General features: G+C 49.6%; 14 protein-coding genes. 6 read left to right on the top strand and 8 right to left on the bottom strand.

Annotated elements, in window-relative coordinates; all coding sequences use genetic code 11:
* Positions 1-195, top strand: coding sequence for a DUF2970 domain-containing protein (locus CWI83_RS07770; RefSeq protein WP_126827802.1), 195 nt, complete (start codon positions 1-3; stop codon positions 193-195).
* 22 nt (positions 196-217) lie between these two features.
* Here the strand turns inward: CWI83_RS07770 and prlC are convergent, their stop codons facing one another.
* Entirely contained in the window at positions 218-2,260 is a 2,043-nt protein-coding gene (gene prlC / locus CWI83_RS07765) for an oligopeptidase A (protein ID WP_126827800.1), read from the bottom strand.
* Positions 2,261-2,366: 106 nt separating this feature from the next.
* Here prlC and CWI83_RS07760 point away from each other — a divergent pair, with 106 nt between their 5' ends.
* A complete protein-coding gene (locus tag CWI83_RS07760; protein ID WP_126827798.1) occupies positions 2,367-4,634 on the top strand; it encodes a S9 family peptidase in 2,268 nt (755 codons plus the stop codon).
* A gap of 2 nt (positions 4,635-4,636) precedes the next feature.
* Here the strand turns inward: CWI83_RS07760 and CWI83_RS07755 are convergent, their stop codons facing one another.
* Positions 4,637-5,350, bottom strand: coding sequence for a M48 family metallopeptidase (locus CWI83_RS07755; RefSeq protein ID WP_126827796.1), 714 nt, complete (start codon positions 5,348-5,350; stop codon positions 4,637-4,639).
* A gap of 112 nt (positions 5,351-5,462) precedes the next feature.
* On the opposite strand from CWI83_RS07755, the gene gorA reads away from it, so the two are divergent.
* On the top strand, positions 5,463-6,821 hold the full coding sequence (gene gorA, locus CWI83_RS07750) for a glutathione-disulfide reductase (RefSeq protein WP_126827795.1): 1,359 nt from the start codon (positions 5,463-5,465) through the stop codon (positions 6,819-6,821).
* A gap of 26 nt (positions 6,822-6,847) precedes the next feature.
* Here the strand turns inward: gorA and CWI83_RS07745 are convergent, their stop codons facing one another.
* The 3 genes from CWI83_RS07745 to gdhA all read right to left on the bottom strand — a co-directional run bounded on the left by CWI83_RS07745 (position 6,848) and on the right by gdhA (position 10,952).
* A complete protein-coding gene (locus CWI83_RS07745) occupies positions 6,848-7,258 on the bottom strand; it encodes a hypothetical protein (protein WP_126827793.1) in 411 nt (136 codons plus the stop codon).
* A gap of 152 nt (positions 7,259-7,410) precedes the next feature.
* Positions 7,411-9,576: a S46 family peptidase gene (locus CWI83_RS07740; RefSeq protein ID WP_126827791.1), complete on the bottom strand. Its 2,166-nt coding sequence runs from the start codon at positions 9,574-9,576 to the stop codon at positions 7,411-7,413.
* 23 nt (positions 9,577-9,599) lie between these two features.
* Complete coding sequence (gene gdhA, locus CWI83_RS07735; RefSeq protein WP_126827789.1) at positions 9,600-10,952, bottom strand: NADP-specific glutamate dehydrogenase; 1,353 nt, start codon at positions 10,950-10,952, stop codon at positions 9,600-9,602.
* A 179-nt stretch (positions 10,953-11,131) separates the two neighbouring features.
* On the opposite strand from gdhA, the gene CWI83_RS07730 reads away from it, so the two are divergent.
* Positions 11,132-11,827, top strand: coding sequence for a 2OG-Fe(II) oxygenase (locus CWI83_RS07730; protein ID WP_126827788.1), 696 nt, complete (start codon positions 11,132-11,134; stop codon positions 11,825-11,827).
* Here the strand turns inward: CWI83_RS07730 and CWI83_RS07725 are convergent.
* The gene (locus CWI83_RS07725; RefSeq protein ID WP_126827786.1) at positions 11,824-12,246 is read right to left on the bottom strand and encodes a potassium channel family protein; all 423 of its coding nucleotides are present in this window, start codon (positions 12,244-12,246) and stop codon (positions 11,824-11,826) included. The genes CWI83_RS07730 and CWI83_RS07725 overlap by 4 nt on opposite strands.
* Positions 12,243-12,725: an OsmC family protein gene (locus CWI83_RS07720; protein ID WP_206750106.1), complete on the bottom strand. Its 483-nt coding sequence runs from the start codon at positions 12,723-12,725 to the stop codon at positions 12,243-12,245. The genes CWI83_RS07725 and CWI83_RS07720 overlap by 4 nt, the downstream gene beginning before the upstream one ends.
* 38 nt (positions 12,726-12,763) lie before the next feature.
* Between CWI83_RS07720 and CWI83_RS07715 the strand changes: the two genes are divergently transcribed.
* Together CWI83_RS07715 and CWI83_RS07710 are read left to right on the top strand one after the other, a co-directional pair.
* Positions 12,764-14,443, top strand: a complete 1,680-nt coding sequence (locus CWI83_RS07715) for an NAD-dependent malic enzyme (protein WP_126827782.1) — start codon at positions 12,764-12,766, stop codon at positions 14,441-14,443.
* Positions 14,444-14,517: 74 nt separating this feature from the next.
* The gene (locus CWI83_RS07710; RefSeq protein WP_126827780.1) at positions 14,518-15,510 is read left to right on the top strand and encodes a hypothetical protein; all 993 of its coding nucleotides are present in this window, start codon (positions 14,518-14,520) and stop codon (positions 15,508-15,510) included.
* Here the strand turns inward: CWI83_RS07710 and CWI83_RS07705 are convergent, their stop codons facing one another.
* Positions 15,511-16,722 (bottom strand): Nramp family divalent metal transporter, encoded by a 1,212-nt coding sequence (locus tag CWI83_RS07705; protein ID WP_126827778.1) that lies wholly within the window; start codon positions 16,720-16,722, stop codon positions 15,511-15,513.
* Positions 16,723-16,734: the final 12 nt, after the last annotated feature.

The following is a 16,734-nucleotide window of genomic DNA, read 5'->3' as shown; positions in this document are numbered from 1 at the left end:
ATGGCGTCTAAGCCCAATTTCTTTAGTGTGCTGGTGAGCGTCATTGCTGCCTTGTTTGGGGTCCAGTCAGAACAAAACCGCCAACGCGACTTCAGCAAAGGAAATCCCAAAGCTTACATCGCGGTTGGCATAGTTCTGATTGTGTTATTTGTGCTCAGCCTGGTACTTATTGTTCAAGCTGTACTACCAAATTAGTCAGGCATACCTTGAGCGAGCGTCATCCCTGAATCCCGGAATGACGCAATAGCGCATCAACCTTAGGCTCACGCCCGCGAAACGCCACAAACAATTCCATTGCGTCTTTTGAGCCACCTTGCTCAAGAATTTCATGCAAGAAATCTTGCCCGGTTTGGGGGTTAAAAATACCGTCTTCTTCAAACCGCGAAAACGCGTCTGCCGATAACACTTCTGCCCATTTATAACTGTAGTATCCCGCCGCATAGCCGCCGGCAAAAATATGCCCGAAACTATGTTGAAAACGATTATACGCAGGCGGTTTGCGTACTGCGACTTGTTCACGAACCTGGTCAAGCACACTCTGAACTTGTGCGGCCGAGCGGATACTCGGATCTGCATGGATTCTCAAATCAAACAAACTAAACTCTAATTGCCGTACCATTTGCATTGCAGATTGGAAGTTACGGGCCGCGAGCATTTTATCGAGTAAATCCTGTGGCAGTGGTTCACCACTTTCATAATGCCCCGAGATAAGCGCTAATGCTTCAGGTTCCCAACACCAGTTCTCGAGGAATTGAGACGGCAGCTCCACTGCGTCCCATGCCACCCCATTAATGCCCGAAACACCTGCGTATTCAATTTGAGTCAGCATGTGGTGCAAGCCATGTCCGAATTCATGGAATAACGTCACCACCTCATCGTGGGTAAATAGGGCAGGCTTATCACCGACTGGTCGGTTGAAGTTACAGGTTAAGTAGGCAACGGGGAGTTGGACATCCTGAGTAAGCGTCCGTCGCCGCGTTGCACATTCCGCCATCCACGCGCCGCCGCGCTTCCCTGTACGCGCATATAGGTCCAGATAGAAACTACCGCGCTGTTGCTGCTGTTGATCGTAAATCACAAAGTAGCGCACACTGTCATGCCAGCGACTCGGAGGAGTTTGCTCGGTGATAGTTAAACCAAATAAGCGCTCAACCACCGCAAATAATCCCTGCACAACTTTGTGTTCAGGAAAATAAGGACGCAACGCTTCATCAGAAATCGCATACTTTTGTTGTTTCAACTTTTCGCTGTAGTAAGCGATGTCCCAGGCTTCGAGTTCTTCCACATGACACTGCCGTTGTGCGAACTCGAGTACCTCTTGATAATCTGCTCGAGCTTGTGGCAAAGAACGTTCGGCAAGGTCCGTCAAAAAGGTTTCAACTTGTGCTGCTGAGTCTGCCATTTTAGTCGCCAAACTTAGGGCGGCATAATGCTCAAACCCAAGCAGTCGGGCGAGCTTCTGCCGCAACTCTAAGGTTTCCGCAATGATTGCTGAGTTATCGTATTGTCCGGCTTGTGGCCCTTGCTCTGAAGCACGCGTCGTAAACGCCTGATAAAGTTGGCGCCGTAAGTCGCTACTATCTGCGTACATCATGACGGGTAAGTAGCTGGGGATATCTAAGCCAAAGCGCCAGCCTTGCTGATCATGCTCCCGAGCACTTGCTGCAGCCGCTTCAACTGCGCTCTCGGGTAAGCCGCTTAACTCCGCTTCATCGGTAACGAGTAGATGCCAATTATCCGTTGCATCCAAAAGATTGTTACTAAATTGCGAACCGAGTTCAGCAAGCCGTGCTTGAATCTTGGCATATTCTTGCTTTTGCGCGTTTGGCAAAGCGACACCAGATAACTCAAAGTCGCGTAGAGTATCGGTCACAACCTTTTGTTGAGCCTCGCTCAGGTGCTCAAATTCTGCACTCTCCCGAATAGCCTTGTAACCTTGATAAAGCCCTTCATGTTGCCCCACGAAAGTTGCGTACTCAGATAATAACGGCAAGCACGCATCATGGGCTTCACGTAAGGCCGGATCACTCTTCACCGCATTCAGGTGAGAGACCGGCGACCAACTGCGCTCTAGCTCATCATCCACTTGCTCAAGTGGTGCAATAAAGTCTTGCCAGGTAAATTTTTGCGCAGCAATAACCTGCTCTATCATTTGTTTCGCTGCAACAATTCGTTGCTCGATTGCCGGCACGATATGCTCGGGCTTGATCTCAGAAAATGCAGGTAGGGTGTTATTCTGCAACAAAGGGTTTTGACTCATGCACCAACCTCTTGAATAATGAAGCGTGAATTTTATCAAACTTAATTATGGTCGTGGTCGAGAAATTTCAACCGCAGCCGTTGTTTTCCACGTCGTAGAGGCTTCTATGTTAACAACCCGACATGTTGTTGCGATACTTTTCTTTGCTGCCACTTTGGTAGGCTGCGCGCAAACCCCAGTCCAGCATTGGTTTCCTGAAAAAACTGAGAATGGCGAGCTGCTCACGCTCGGTCGACTCTACCAAACCGCAGATTTTTACCCGACTCCGCTCGCACCCATGCGCTGGTCAAGCGATGGCAGTGGCTACACAACTGTGGAAAAAACGCTTGGGGGCGAGGCTATCGTCCGCTATCACCCACAAACTCAAAAGCGCACTGTGCTCATCAGTGCCGATAATCTCACCCCAAAAGGTGAGAGTCGCGGGCTTGGCATCGCTGATTATCACTGGTCAGCGGATAGCTCTAAAGTTCTGATTTTCACCAATACCAAGCGTTCATGGCGGACCCATACGCTGGGTGATTATTGGGTCTATGACCGCAATACCGATACCCTGCTCAAACTCGGTGGCAATGCCGAACCCTCGACCTTGCAGTTCGCTAAGTTCGATCCACAAGGACAGCGCGTTGCTTATGTAATGAAGAACAACATTTACGTGCAAGATCTCGGTTCTGCACAAATTCAGCAATTGACCTTTGATGGCAACGATATCATCGTCAACGGGACCTTCGACTGGGTTAACGAAGAAGAGTTTTTCTTGCGTGACGGCTTTAGCTGGTCGCCTAATGGCAGTCAAATCGCTTATTGGCAGCTTGATACCGCCGGTACGCCGCTGTTCACCATGATTAATAATACGGATCAATTGTATCCAACCCTGAAACAATTTCCCTATCCTAAAGTGGGTGAAACCAATGCCTCGATGCGCATTGGAGTGCTCCCAGCCAGCGGTGGCGACACCACTTGGATGAAGCTGCCTGGCGATCCACGCCAACATTATTTGGTGCGGATGCAATGGGCCGCAAATAACGAGCAGTTGCTGATCCAACAAATGCCGCGCTCACAAGCGATAAACATCGCTTTCTTAGCGGATGTTGAGAATGGTGAAGTGCGTGAAGTAATTCGAGAAACCACGGACAGCTGGGCCGATTACAACGATGAAGTGAAGTTCTTTGGTCGCGGCGAAGCCTTTACTTGGTTAAGCGAAAGTTCAGGTTATCGGCATTTGTATCGCGTTGATAGTGCCAGTGGTCGTAGCCAAGCGATTACCCAAGGGAACTGGGATGTGATTGAAGTACTACAAATCGACCAAACCGATGGTTGGGTGTATTTCATCGCTTCACCCGAAACGCCACTTGAGCGCTACTTATTCCGCGCCAGCCTCGACGGCAGCGGTAAGCTCGAGCGACTTACCCCAGCGCAAGCAGGTAGTCATAGCTATCGCTTATCGGCAGGTGCTGAATATGCAGTGCACACCTACTCAAGTGTTACTTCGGTGCCAGTCACCGCGATGATCTCCCTACCTGACCACAAGGTGATTCGTGTCATCGAAGATAACCAACGGGTTCAAGATAATGTGGACGATCTTGCTCTGGCCGATTTTAATTTCTTCCAAGTCGAAGCAAGAGATGGGCTCAAGCTTGATGGCTTTTTAATGACGCCGCACGACTTTGACCCGACCCAAAGTTATCCGATTGTTTTCTATGTGTATGGCGAACCCTGGGGACAAACCGTCGCGAATACTTGGGGGGGTGAGCGCTTCATGTTCCATCAATACCTCACCCAGCAGGGTTATATTGTTGCCTCAATTGATAACCGCGGAACCAAGTCACCGCGTGGCTTCGAGTGGCGCCGTTCAATTTATAAAAACTTAGGCGACATTACCGTTCGAGACCAATACGATGCCTTGCAACAAATGCTCAAGCGCTGGTCATTTATTGATAGCGACCGCGTTGCCATTTGGGGCCACAGTGGCGGCGGTACCCAGACACTCAATGCACTGTTCCGCTACCCTGATGATTACCATGTGGGGATCGCTTTGGCGCCGGTGCCAGATTTAACCCTTTACGATACGATTTACCAAGAACGTTATTCTGGTCTATTGCCTGAATCAGCCAAGCGCTACCAAGAAACCTCGGCAATTACTCATGCCGAAAACCTTGAGGGCGAGCTGTTGTTAGTTCATGGTACAGCTGATGATAACGTCCATTTCCAAGGATCTGAACGACTGGTAAATGAACTGATTAAACACGGCAAGCAATTTGAATTTTTTGCCTATCCGAATCGCACCCATGGAATCTATGAAGGGGAAGGAACAACGCTACATTTGCGCACTATGATGGCCGATTTCTTACGCGAAAAATTACCGCCTAACCGGTAGTCTTAAGCGACCACATAGTCTAGGTAATCAAGCGATAATACCGTCATGCCGTGGCGTTTTAACCAAGCCTCGGCATGGCGGTAATCCGGCTCCAATTCTGCCACGCGCTGCCAAAATTTTGGACCATGATTAAACTCATCCAGATGCGCGACTTCATGCAGCACCACATAACGAACAACCCACTCTGGCGCCAGCCATAATTGCCAGGTAAATTTCAGTTCACCCGCTTTAGAGCAATGCCCCCACTTCGCTTTGAACTGACCTATACTCCAAGCTTTTGGGTACTGCGGCAGTTGCGATTGCTGGTCGAAAAACTCATTTAACCAAGCCATAGCGCGCTCCTTGTATGCCTGTCGCACACATTTAAAGATATATCCAGCAACATCTTTAACTCGATTTGGCACACTAATTTGCAGTTCAGTTGCAGTAAACCGCATGACTCCGCCGCGACCTCCATAATGAACCGTCACAACGACAGGCTGTCCGAGCCAGAGTACCGAGTTCTCAGTAAGCCAGTCTCTTGGGGTAAGACCTGCAAGTGCGCTTTGTTGACGGCTCAAATGACGCTCAATCCATGAACGCTTTTGTGCCACAAACTGTTCGATCTCAGCATCGCGCACAAACCAAGGTGCATGAACCTGCAACTGGCCATTTGCAACTTTTAAAGCAAGTGTTCGGCGACGCTTACTTCGATTAATTTGATAGATTAAGCCCATCTATATTTTCTTCCTTACAGTGGCCATGCAAGCGTTGCGTCAGCACACGATATAGGGGATCATAACGGCTTTATGTTTTGAATACACCCTTCGGGCAGTTTGGAGAATTCGAATGACAAGACATTACGACTACCTGGCAATTGGCGCAGGCAGTGGCGGCATCGCATCGGCCAATCGTGCAGCAATTCGTGGCGCAAAAGCAGCCGTTATTGAAGCAAAAGCAGTCGGTGGGACCTGTGTAAATGTCGGTTGTGTTCCGAAAAAGGTCATGTGGTACGGTGCCCATATCGCCGAAGCTCTGAAATACAGTGCGGACTATGGCTTTGATGTTGAACAAAAAGGTTTTGACTGGGCCACCTTAGTCAAAAATCGCGAAGCCTACATCGAACGTATTCACGGTGGCTACAAGCGCGGTTTTGCCGCCAACGGAGTAGAGTATATTGAAGGCTTTGCGCGCTTTGTGGATGCCCGTACTGTTGAAGTAAATGGTGAGCATATTACTGCAGATCATATCACCATTGCGGTCGGTGGCCGCTCCATGATTCCAACTTGCCCAGGGGCAGAATACGGGATTGATTCAGACGGATTCTTTGCGCTAACCGAACGCCCGAATAAAGCGGTTGTGGTTGGCGCTGGCTATATCGCAGTTGAAATTGCAGGAGTTTTGCATGCATTGGGCAGCGACGCTCACTTGCTGGTTCGCAAAGACAGACCACTGCGCTACTTCGATGAAGATATCACCAATGCTTTGCTTGAGCGGATGCAGCAAGACAAGCTTAACTTGCATACCAATAGCAGTGTTGCCAAAGTTGAGAAAGATCCAAGTTCAGGTTTATTAACCGTTCACACGGTCAGTGGCGAAGTGATTGACGAGGTCGATTGTCTCATTTGGGCGATTGGTCGCGAGCCGGCAACGGATCAAATTAATCTAGCGGCGGCCGGTGTCGAAGCCGACGAGCTTGGCTTTATCCGTACCGATAAATACCAAAATACCAACGTCCCAGGTATTTACGCAGTAGGCGATATCACCGGAGAAGCGCAACTTACCCCCGTTGCAATTAAAGCGGGGCGCTTATTAGCCGAGCGTTTATTTAATCCAGAACTTCCTGATGCGCACATGGACTACAGCCAAATTCCGACCATCGTCTTTAGTCACCCGCCTATCGGCACGGTAGGCTTAACCGAAGTCGAAGCGGTTGCTGAGTACGGTGAAGCTCAAGTTAAAGTCTACAAGTCACAATTTGCGGCGATGTACAATGCAGTAACGCAACACCGAGCATTATCGACTTTTAAACTGGTGTGTGCCGGTCCAGACGAGCGGGTGGTGGGTATCCATGGTATTGGTGAAGGAATGGATGAGATTCTGCAAGGATTTGCAGTGGCCATGAAGATGGGCGCGACCAAAGCCCAGTTCGATGCCACCGTCGCTTTGCACCCGACCAGTGCAGAGGAATTCGTCACCTTACGCTAAGTAAGGTGACATTTCATGGTGACCGCCTAGCGATTAAGGTAATAGGCGGTCGCTGTGACTACAGGCGTGCGCTGCGCAGCAATTTGGCTCGCTACCTCGCCCTCGAACAGACCATTTGTCACTAATCCAGCGGCGGTTGTCCGAAACTTCACATTGTCGATAACGATAAGGTTTGCTCCAAGCGCTGCCGCTTGCGTTCTTACTCGTTCGATTGCGTACACCAGTTTATCTTCATCGGTCTCCCGTACGCCATAACTAAACTCAGCGCGCAGACGAGCAATTGGCGCAGCCGATTCAGGCGCAACCTGCATGATGATCACATCTGCTTTGGTAATTGCTGGCCGTTTCTCACCCAGCATTTCTACTGCCCCTGGTGAACTACACCCAGCCACTGCAATAACCATAAACGCTAAAGCTAACTTTTGAATTGTGCGCATAACGCCTCCTTTGTACCTATATTGCACATGGTACGGTATGCATTTAAGCATAGCTCAATTTGTTGCGACCAACCGCCAAAGATTTGCGAGAAAAAAACCCGCTCAGGGATAGAGCGGGTTTTATCATTGATAGTGTCGTGCTTTGAGAACTTCTAGTCGAGCGGAACGCCCATCTCTTCAAGTAAAGCCTCAGCACCGTCGACATAGCGCATTTGCCATAGCATAAAGCGCGAGTCGACTTGAATTGAACGGGTATTGGAAAGATTGAAATCCCAATCCGAGATAATCGAATCAAGGGTTCCATCAAACGCAAGACCAACCAATTCAGCTTTACCATTCAACACTGCTGAACCCGAATTACCGCCGGTAATATCAAGGGTTGCGAGATAGTTCACCGGAACCGAGTCGAGAGCAGGAACATAATACTCACCATAGTTTTTCGCTTCGATCGCATCGAGCTGTGCTTGCGGGGCATTAAACTCGCCCTCACCCGTAGCTTTCTGGGTAATACCACGCAAGGTTGTAAATGCAGTCCACGCCGTCCCATCGTAGGTTCCGTGATCGCGACCGGTGACATTGCCATAGGTTACCCGCAAAGTACTATTCGCATCTGGGTACACGGCTTCGCCACGAGCCTGCATAAAGGCAATCTTAGCGGCCATGTAACTCGCATAAGCCTGCTGAATTTGCCCTGCAAGTTCTTGTTGTTTTCGCTCAGCCTCGCGATCACTGGCATACAGGGCAACAGCCGCTCGTACAAACGGGTCGTCGCTATCTGCGAAAGCACCTGGTTTCTGTGCTAGCCATTCAGTCCGCTGATCGACATCCATCAAGCCGGTTGCGTCATACAACGCGTTGATTTTGTTGCGCAACTCAGCATCAGAAAGTTTCCCCGTTAACCCCAACGCCTTATCGAACTCGGCGTGACGCTTAGCTGCTGGTTGATTCAGGTAATTGCGCAAATTGTGGAAGTCGAGAGCTTGTTCAATCGTCGCATCAAAGCTTCGATCAAAGCGCGCGACATAAGCTTGAAAACGCGGCAAATCACGTTCTTGGAAACCCGCTCTACGTTCCGCATCCGGTTTGGTTTGCTCTTTAGCGAGGCGGTATAAAGTGCGCGCCATAGATAACAATCGCGGTTCAGCAACATCGAGTAGATAGTCTTCTCGGCTTTGTTGGTCGCGCTCAGCGAGTAAGCTCTCAAGACGCTGTAAGTCGGCTGCATAGGCGCGACGATTGCCCGCACTACTTTGCACCCACTCCAACAACTCACGATGCTCTTGCTGCTTGCGTTCGAGCAAATCACTGCCGTGATACGAATCAAGCATGCCTTGACGGTTTTTTAAGTAATTATTAAGCCCCGCGACGCGGCTTGCATATTTGAGTTCCGCGTCTTTATTTGTGGCGGTGACCTCATCAATGATCGCAAGAGTTTCAGTGAAACGCTCAACCGTCTTTGGATAACTCCACTCGAATGTACTCAGTACTTCGGATGGTAAACGGTGACGATTGGTGCGCCCTGGGTAACCGAGCGCCATTACAAAGTCGCCCTCATCAAGCGCTTCTGTCGCTATCGCTAAGTGATGTTCTGGCACATAAGGCACGTTCTCTTCAGCATATTCTGCTGACTCGCCGGTGGGGCTCACATAGGCACGATAGAATGAATAATCTCCGGTATGACGCGGCCACATCCAGTTATCTGTGTCGCCGCCAAACTTGCCCACCCCTTCAGCCGGAGCATGAACTAGGCGGACATCTTTAATTTCCAACTGTTTAATCAAGTAGTACTCAAGTCCACCATAGTAAGAGGCAACGCTACAACGATGACCTGCATCGCTCTCGCACTCCGCGACCATGGCTTTTTGCTTGGCCTCGATTGCGTCAACGCGTGCTTTACCCGATAGCTTAGCAACCTGCTCATCAATAATTTGCGAGGTGACGTTATCAACGGCACGGGTTACAAAAATCCGCGTGCCTGGAGCCGCTGGCAATTCTGCCGCTAAATTTTCAGCAAGAAAACCGTTAGCGAGCAGGTCGTTCTCCGGAGTAGAGTTGTAGGCGATACTGCCATAAACACAGTGGTGGTTGGTCGCAACCAAGCCCTGCGGCGATACGAACGAGGCCGAGCATCCGCCTAAGCTGACAATCGCCCCCATCGGAAATTCAGTGAGCTGAGTCAACTCATTTGGGTCAAGCTGGAGTCCAGCAGCTTTAAGCTTATCTGCAATTTCCGGCAATTGCTGCGGCATCCACATGCCCTCATCGGCAAGTGCAGCACTGCTACAAATGAGTGCTAATGCGATGATGGATTTTTTCATAACCAAAGTTCCTTGTTGTTTCATTAAACCAAGCCTTGTTCAATCATCGCATCGGCGACCCGTTTGAACCCGGCAATATTTGCTCCTAACACTAAGTTGCGCTCCGACCCATAGCGAGCTGCGGTATCGCGACTTGTGCAGTAAATGTGACGCATAATTTCTTGTAGGCGCTGATCAACCTCGGCAAAACTCCAATGCCGCATCCCCGCGTTCTGGGCCATTTCTAGCTGGCTCGTGGCGACACCACCTGCGTTTGCAGCCTTACCTGGACCATAGGCGACCCCGGCTTCGACGAAGAGGTCTACCGCTGCTTGGGTAGAAGGCATATTTGCGCCCTCAGCAATAGCACTGCAACCGTTCTCCAACAAGCATTGCGCATCACGCTCAGTCAGTTCGTTCTGGGTCGCACAAGGGAAGGCCAAATCTGCTTGATAACGCCAAATACTATGACCGTCTTCTGGGTAATCTTCGCGCGGGGTGTATTCAGCGTCAGTATGCGTCTCGAGGTAAACTTTCAGGCGTTCATGGCGACGTTCTTTCAAGTCTTTGATCAAGTCGAGGTCAATTCCTTGCGAATGATAAATCGTGCCATTTGAATCACTACACGCAACCGGCTTGGCACCCAACTCATAAAGCTTTTCCATGGTGTAGATCGCAACGTTACCAGAGCCTGAGACTAAACAGGTCTTCCCTTTAATGGATTGATCTCTGTCTTCGAGCATATTCTGAGCAAAGTAAACACAGCCAAAGCCCGTGGCTTGTTTGCGCGCCTCTGAACCACCCCAGAGCATGGATTTGCCGGTAAGGACTCCATCGAAGCGATTAACAATGCGCTTGTACTGACCAAATAAATAGCCAATTTCGCGAGTACCAACTCCAATATCACCAGCAGGGACATCTGTATTGGGGCCAATATGCCGATATAACTCGGTCATAAACGATTGACAAAAGCGCATGATTTCTTGATCTGACTTGCCTTTCGGATCAAAGTTAGCCCCCCCTTTTCCCCCACCAATCGCGAGTCCGGTCAGGGCATTTTTGAAAATCTGTTCAAACCCGAGAAACTTGATGATGCTAGCGTTCACGCTTGGATGGAAGCGCAGGCCACCTTTATAAGGCCCTAACGCACTATTAAATTCGATTCGATAGCCTTTGTTGACTTGAATCTGGCCGCGGTCATCGAGCCAAGGCACGCGAAACATAATTTGTCTTTCGGGCTCAACTAAACGTTCAATAATCGCGTGTTGCTGGTAGCGTTTATCGTCTTCGAGAATCGGGGCAAGGGAATCAAGGACATCTTCAACCGCTTGATAAAATTCAGTTTGTGCGGGGCTAGTGTGCTGCAAAGAGCTGATCGTATCATGGATATAGGTCATGCAAAGCGTTCCTTCTGAGCGATTTCTTCTAGAGTCGCTAGCTTTACCACTCGAGTCAACTCTTGTCGCCGCATCTTGCGTACCGATACGGCAATCGTTTTTTACATTATTCGACTCTTTATTCTGGCTCGCCCTTTGTTACACTGCCAGCATCGAATTGTTACAAGGAATGAAAAAACGTGTCGAACGATTTTATCGAAGTATACGACGACGCCTTAACTGCCGAATTTTGTCAGCACTTTATCGAGCGTTTTGAAAATAGTCCGCATCGAGTCCAGGGCCGCACCGGTGGTGGCGTTGATCCGAGCAAGAAAATCAGCCAAGACCTCTACCTCAACCAACATTCCGAATATCAAGATTTACTCGAGCATTTGCAAGCAACCACAGCAAAGTACGCGACCGAATACTTTAAGAAATACCGATTTGCTTTGATTGCTCCAGTTGCACTGCAAGTTCGTCATCCCCAAACCGGTGAAGCAGTGCATTTAACTCATGAGAACTTCGACGAGGTTGCCGCAGGGCGTGAAGCAGATTACATGAAATTTCTTTATCGACTCGGCGCAATTCAAGCGCAAAAGTATCCGGTCGGAGTGGGAAATTACAATTACTGGCACTGTGAAGTCTATCCACAAAAGGACAGTACCGAGGCCCTCCATCGAAGCTTGTTATTCATGTATTACTTAAATGATGTGAGTGCCGGAGGAACAACCGATTTTTATTATCAAAATCGGCAAATCAAGCCCAAACAAGGACGCATGGTGATTGCTCCGGGCTACTTCACCCATACCCATCGCGGCACAGTCCCCACCTCTAATGATAAATACATTGTCACCAGTTGGATTTTGCAAAATCCCGGCTCAGCGCTATTCGGTTAATCTTTGTTCCAATAGCGCTGCATCTCGATAAACAAATAAGAAGCCGTCCAGGTGACCAAGACTAAGCCAATCAGTGCTTCAATTCCGGTTAAATAACGCATTTCGCCAACTGGGGAAATATCACCGAAGCCCAAAGTTGTGTAGGTCGTGAAGGAGAAGTAGCCATACTCAAGCAGATGCCCTGAGACCCCATCAAGATAGCCCCAACCGAGGAAGTGTTCCATCACATAATAGGCCACCGCAAACAGCCAAACCTCGACAACATGTGCCACCAAAGCCACACAAACACCCAACAAAATGCGGGAGCGATGGCGGAGTTTAAACTCTTGTAAAAAGCGCGTCAGCCGAATCAAGAGTTCATAGTGGGTGACCACTGCCAGCAGCATGATAGCGGTATTGAATACGAACACTCCGATCATGCGTTGGAATCATCCATACTAAGCTCCTGCCCAGTTTCATCAAACACGCGTACTTTTACCTCAATTCCTGCCCGTACGCTTTGCGTGACGACACAAAAGTTTTCGAACTGGCTCAAAACTCGGTCAAGGTTCGGTAACGCCACCGCATGGTTACCAAGCTTTAAGTCAACCGCTAAGGTGACCACCCGCCAGCGGCCATCAATGCGCTCCATAGTACCGGAGACAGTTGCTGAAACTTGACCTGGGTCGCCTTTAAACTTGCGAATAGCAAACATCAAACTCGCCGCCATACAATTTGCCACCGCAGCTGCAAGAAGCCGACTTGGGTTGGGTCCCTCGCCACCCCCTAAAGGTGCTGGCTCGTCGGTGATGATCTGACCAAACTCAGCGAAATCAATTTCAAACTTATAATTATCGATGAGTTGCATGGTGACGCTGAAACTTGGATTTTCCATGTGTTTATCCTCGATTTTTGGCATAATAACGTCCCCTCATCATAGCGCTAGGAGATTGATTCATGAAGAGTCCGTTGTATATCCCTTATGCAGGCCCCAATTTGCTTGAAACCCCCTTACTCAATAAGGGTAGCGCATTTACCCGAGAAGAGCGTGCGGCATTTAACCTCACCGGGCTTCTTCCGCCTCGCTATGAGAGCATTGATGAACAAGTTAAACGTTGTTACATGCAATACTCAAGTTTTGATACGGCTTTAAATAAACATATTTATTTACGGGCGATTCAAGATAACAACGAAACCCTGTTTTATCGCCTTTTGAAAGATCATCTCGAAGAGATGATGCCAATTATTTACACCCCAACTGTGGGCGATGCCTGCGAGCAATTCTCTGACATTTACCGCAGTTCGCGTGGGCTTTTCATTTCCTATGAAGATCGTCATCAAATCGACGATATCCTTCGCAACGCCACGAAACGAAAAGTAAAAGTCATAGTGGTCACCGACGGTGAACGGATTCTCGGCTTAGGCGACCAAGGTATCGGGGGGATGGGCATTCCAATCGGCAAACTGAGTTTATACACGGCCTGTGGCGGTATTAGCCCAGCTTATACGCTGCCCGTCTGTTTGGATGTTGGCACCAATAATGAAAAACTACTCAACGACCCTATGTATATGGGGGCCCGCCACAAACGGATTGACCAAGCCGACTATGATGAATTTATCGAAATCTTCATGAAAGCGGTCAAACGTCGTTGGCCGGAAGCGATGATCCAGTTTGAAGATTTTGCCCAACCCAATGCCATGCCCATTCTGCGCAAGTATCGCCATGACTACTGCTGCTTTAATGATGATATTCAAGGCACCGCCGCGGTAACAGTCGGTACACTTCTCGCTGCATGTAAAGCGAAGCAAGTACGCCTGCGCGATCAACGCGTGGCATTCGTAGGGGCCGGTTCAGCCGGCTGTGGTATCGCTGAGCAAATCATTCAACAAATGGTCGCTGAGGGTCTGACCGACCAGCAGGCGCGCCAGCAGATCTTTATGGTTGACCGATTTGGCTTGCTTACTGAAGGGATGTCAGATTTACGCGACTTCCAACAAGCCTTGGTACAACGCAATGAGCGACTGGCTGATTGGCAATATAGTGGCCAGTATCCTTCGCTATTGGACGTCATGCACTGTGCTAAACCCGGGATTCTAATCGGCGTTTCCGGACAACCTGGGTTGTTTACCGAGCAGGTCATTAAAGCGATGCACCAAGCCACTCAAAGACCGATTATATTCCCACTTTCAAATCCATCACGGCAGATTGAGGCGCATCCTCAACAAATCATCGAGTGGACTCAAGGTGATGCGATTGTAGCGACCGGTAGCCCATACCAAGCCGTTGCATACGAGGGTAAGCAATATCCTATTGCGCAATGCAATAACAGCTATATTTTCCCCGGTATCGGACTCGGAGTGTTGGCGATAAAGGCCCAGCGCATTAGTTATAAAATGCTAATGGCTGCGAGTGAAACGCTGGCCGAACACTCGCCTCTTGCGAATGGTGAAGGTGAGCACTTACTACCGGCGCTTACTCATGTTGCAGAGCTAAGTAAGAAAATTGCCTTCGCAGTGGCGAAAGTTGCACAGGAGCAAGAGCTTGCGCTAGCTGTGACGGATGAAATCTTACAAGAGCGTATCGAAGCTAATTTCTGGCAACCTGAGTATCGTCAATACAAACGAGTCAGTATTTAATGAATCTGCACTGACGAGCTGGCACAATTCATCAACTTCTTGTATGTTCAAAAGATGAGCGTCAGGAGGGGACCATGTCGGCTCGTCTTATTCAAAAAAGCTATCACGCCTTTACCTTTTGCGGACTTGTGCTGCTCGCATTAAGTGCTTCTGTCAGCTTCGCTCAGGACCAAAGCCCTGCAACGACGGCTGAACCAGAGCAACCTTTTATAGATGAATTCCGTGACGACCTCGCTTGGTCAGTTCAGCATACCGCAGCTTGGCTTGACTCATTTTTTGGTGATGACATTGATATTAGTGAGTATGAAAACACCTATGGTCGCTTAACCCTCAGGCCAGAATGGAGTGGCTACGACGGCTTTCAAGTCGATTCAAGTTTCCGCGCCAGCGTTGTCTTACCGCACGCTGAACAGCAATTCTCTGCCTTTATTGGGCGCGACACCTTTGATGACTTTATTAATGACCAACGCCGTACCCGGCCGTCCGTCATTCGACGCGATGACGCCGATGAGGAGTGGATGCTTGGACTGGGTTTTGCGCCCGACGTCGGCGAGCAGCACAGACTCTCGTTTAGTGCTGGGTTTCGCGGGGGCTTAGATCTCGACCCGTATGTGCAAAGTCGCTATACCTTTGAGACTATCGTCACCGAAAGGACCGAACTTTTACTGCAAACCGTCGGATTTTGGCGCGACAGCGATGGCTTCGGGGTAGCACAAACACTCGCCCATGACTTTGCCATCAGCGATAAGTGGTTCAATAAGTTTTGGGTTCGCGGCACCTACGCCGAACGTACCGAGGGGGTGCGCTGGCATGCATCCAACAAAGTTTTCTACATGTACCATCCCGAACGTGCGATCGGTGCTGAAGTCTGGTGGTACGGTGAAACCGACACCCTGATCCCGCTTCATGACCATGGGGTTCGTGCACTCCATCGCTCGCGACTTCATCGCGACTGGCTCTACCTAGAAAGCTGGATCGGGATGCATTGGCCCCGCGAAGAGCTCACCGAGAAGCGCTCATCACATTGGTTGGTTGGAGTTGAACTCGAATTACGTTTCGGGCACTAATCACCACAACCCCACAGCACTCCCGATACTGCGTACACCTAGCGCTAGGGCAACACACCACACCAACACGGCAACTGCATTTTGCCACCAGGCATTACGGTATTGGCCAAGTTCCGGTCGGTTACAGGCCCAAATTAAGAAGGCTGCCATAAGTGGGAGTAACAAGCCGTTCGCTATTTGTGCAACCCAGATCACCTCAATCGGTCGCCAACCCAGCGAGGCAATGACCGTCCCGATGACTAAAATAATCAACCAGGTTGCGCGGAATGCACGACCTTGTAAACCGCCTTTAAAGCCAAACATACCGGCCAGTGCGTATGCAGCTGCAAGTGGTGCAGTGAGTGCTGAAGATAATCCTGCGGAGAATAGACCTACCGCCATAAACAGGCTTGCCGCATCGCCAAAGAGTGGTTGCAAACTGCGGCTCATATCTGCCGCACTATTAATCTCAATCGCTCGGCCAAAAAATGCACTGGCGGCACTTGCGACAATCGCCATTGAGATAATCCCGCCGAGCGGTACCGACACCCAAATATCGCGCCGAGCATAGCGTAAGTCTTCCGCTGCATGCCATTTTTGGGCAACCGCTGAAGCATGCAAAAACAGGTTATAGGGAACGACTGTGGTCCCAATGAGAGCAATCACCGTTAGGGTTGCTCCGGTGGGAATACTTGGTTGTAAAAGTCCTTGCCATAACTCTGACCACACCGGCTGAGTCAGTACAAAAGTTGCCAAAAAGGCAAAACTCATCACCGCAACTAATGCGATCAATACACGCTCAATCAGACGGTAATGACCCGCCCATAAAATGATTCCTGCCACCACTGCAAGTATGAACGGAATGCTCTGACTCGGAAGCCAAGGTATCAGCTCGACTAAACCAAGTCGCGCACCGCTTAAGTTGCCGCCTTGATAGACACTGTTGCCAACCACCACCGCCAGTAAAATAAGAGTAAACAACCCGTAGCGTAACCAGGGCTGCTGTACAAAACTTGCGATCGACTCCCCTAGCCCCTTTTGCGTAACAATTCCAAGTCGCGCTGCCATCTCTTGTAGAACTATGGTTGCCGCAATTGAAAACAGTAAAGCCCAGAGCAGCGCATAGCCAAAGTTTGCACCTGCAAGGGTTGCGGTCACCACCGTTCCTGGGCCAATAAATGCAGCGGCCACCAAGGTTGCTGGGCCAAATTCAAAACGACGTTTATTTCTCATGAGTTCTCTTCT

Origin of the sequence: Pseudidiomarina taiwanensis, from assembly GCF_003987435.1 — a bacterium.
Taxonomy (GTDB): Bacteria; Pseudomonadota; Gammaproteobacteria; order Enterobacterales; family Alteromonadaceae; genus Pseudidiomarina; species Pseudidiomarina taiwanensis.
Note: the sequence above shows the minus strand (reverse complement) of the source record. Positions and strands in the feature narration are given on the sequence as shown.

Coding starts and splice junctions, on each gene's coding strand:
- CWI83_RS07770 (WP_126827802.1), top strand. CDS start 1: ATGGCGTCTAAGCCCAATTTCTTTAGTGTGCTGGTGAGCGTCATTGCT.
- prlC (WP_126827800.1), bottom strand. CDS start 2,260: ATGAGTCAAAACCCTTTGTTGCAGAATAACACCCTACCTGCATTTTCT.
- CWI83_RS07760 (WP_126827798.1), top strand. CDS start 2,367: ATGTTAACAACCCGACATGTTGTTGCGATACTTTTCTTTGCTGCCACT.
- CWI83_RS07755 (WP_126827796.1), bottom strand. CDS start 5,350: ATGGGCTTAATCTATCAAATTAATCGAAGTAAGCGTCGCCGAACACTT.
- gorA (WP_126827795.1), top strand. CDS start 5,463: ATGACAAGACATTACGACTACCTGGCAATTGGCGCAGGCAGTGGCGGC.
- CWI83_RS07745 (WP_126827793.1), bottom strand. CDS start 7,258: ATGCGCACAATTCAAAAGTTAGCTTTAGCGTTTATGGTTATTGCAGTG.
- CWI83_RS07740 (WP_126827791.1), bottom strand. CDS start 9,576: ATGAAAAAATCCATCATCGCATTAGCACTCATTTGTAGCAGTGCTGCA.
- gdhA (WP_126827789.1), bottom strand. CDS start 10,952: ATGACCTATATCCATGATACGATCAGCTCTTTGCAGCACACTAGCCCC.
- CWI83_RS07725 (WP_126827786.1), bottom strand. CDS start 12,246: ATGATCGGAGTGTTCGTATTCAATACCGCTATCATGCTGCTGGCAGTG.
- CWI83_RS07720 (WP_206750106.1), bottom strand. CDS start 12,725: ATGCCAAAAATCGAGGATAAACACATGGAAAATCCAAGTTTCAGCGTC.
- CWI83_RS07715 (WP_126827782.1), top strand. CDS start 12,764: ATGAAGAGTCCGTTGTATATCCCTTATGCAGGCCCCAATTTGCTTGAA.
- CWI83_RS07710 (WP_126827780.1), top strand. CDS start 14,518: ATGTCGGCTCGTCTTATTCAAAAAAGCTATCACGCCTTTACCTTTTGC.
- CWI83_RS07705 (WP_126827778.1), bottom strand. CDS start 16,722: ATGAGAAATAAACGTCGTTTTGAATTTGGCCCAGCAACCTTGGTGGCC.